Below are 567 nucleotides of genomic sequence, written 5' to 3'. Positions count from 1 at the left end.
TCCATGGACGGCGGCTGGACGGCGCAATAGTGCGCGGCCCGTCCATTGAGACAAGGCGCAAGACGCCCTAACTTTATGACAATGCGCAAGGGTCCACCGCCAGGAACGATTCCGGCTTTCGCGGCCTTGCATCAGCAGGAATGAACGGCATGCCCCAGGACAGGGAAAGCAAGAACAACGACAGCATTCGCTTCATTCTCAATGACAGCGAGGTCGCGCTTTCCGATGTCGCGCCGACGGCGACGCTGCTCGATTACCTGAGGCTCGAGCGCCGGCTGACCGGCACCAAGGAAGGCTGCGCCGAAGGCGACTGCGGCGCCTGCACCGTGCTCGTCGGCCGACTTGCCGGGGAAAAGCTGGTCTATGAAAGCGTCAACGCCTGCATCCGCTTCGTCGGATCGCTGCATGCAACGCATGTGGTAACGATCGAACATCTCGCCGCCCGTGACGGGACGCTGCATCCGGTGCAGCAGGCGATGGTCGATTTCCACGGCTCCCAATGCGGCTTCTGCACACCCGGTTTCGTCATGTCGCTCTATGGTCTGTGGCTGTCGAACGATGACCCCA

At 61.7% G+C, this 567-nt stretch carries 1 protein-coding gene; it reads left to right on the top strand.

Translation table 11 applies throughout. The features are described 5' to 3' along the window. Positions 1 to 140 precede the first annotated feature (140 nt). The coding region (locus ACK41V_RS23770; protein ID WP_409786168.1) for a 2Fe-2S iron-sulfur cluster-binding protein at positions 141 to 567 on the top strand (427 nt) is incomplete at its 3' end.

The sequence above is a fragment of the Acidovorax sp. genome (genome assembly GCF_046291265.1).
GTDB lineage: Bacteria > Pseudomonadota > Gammaproteobacteria > Burkholderiales > Burkholderiaceae_C > Acidovorax.
Note: the sequence above shows the minus strand (reverse complement) of the source record. Positions and strands in the feature narration are given on the sequence as shown.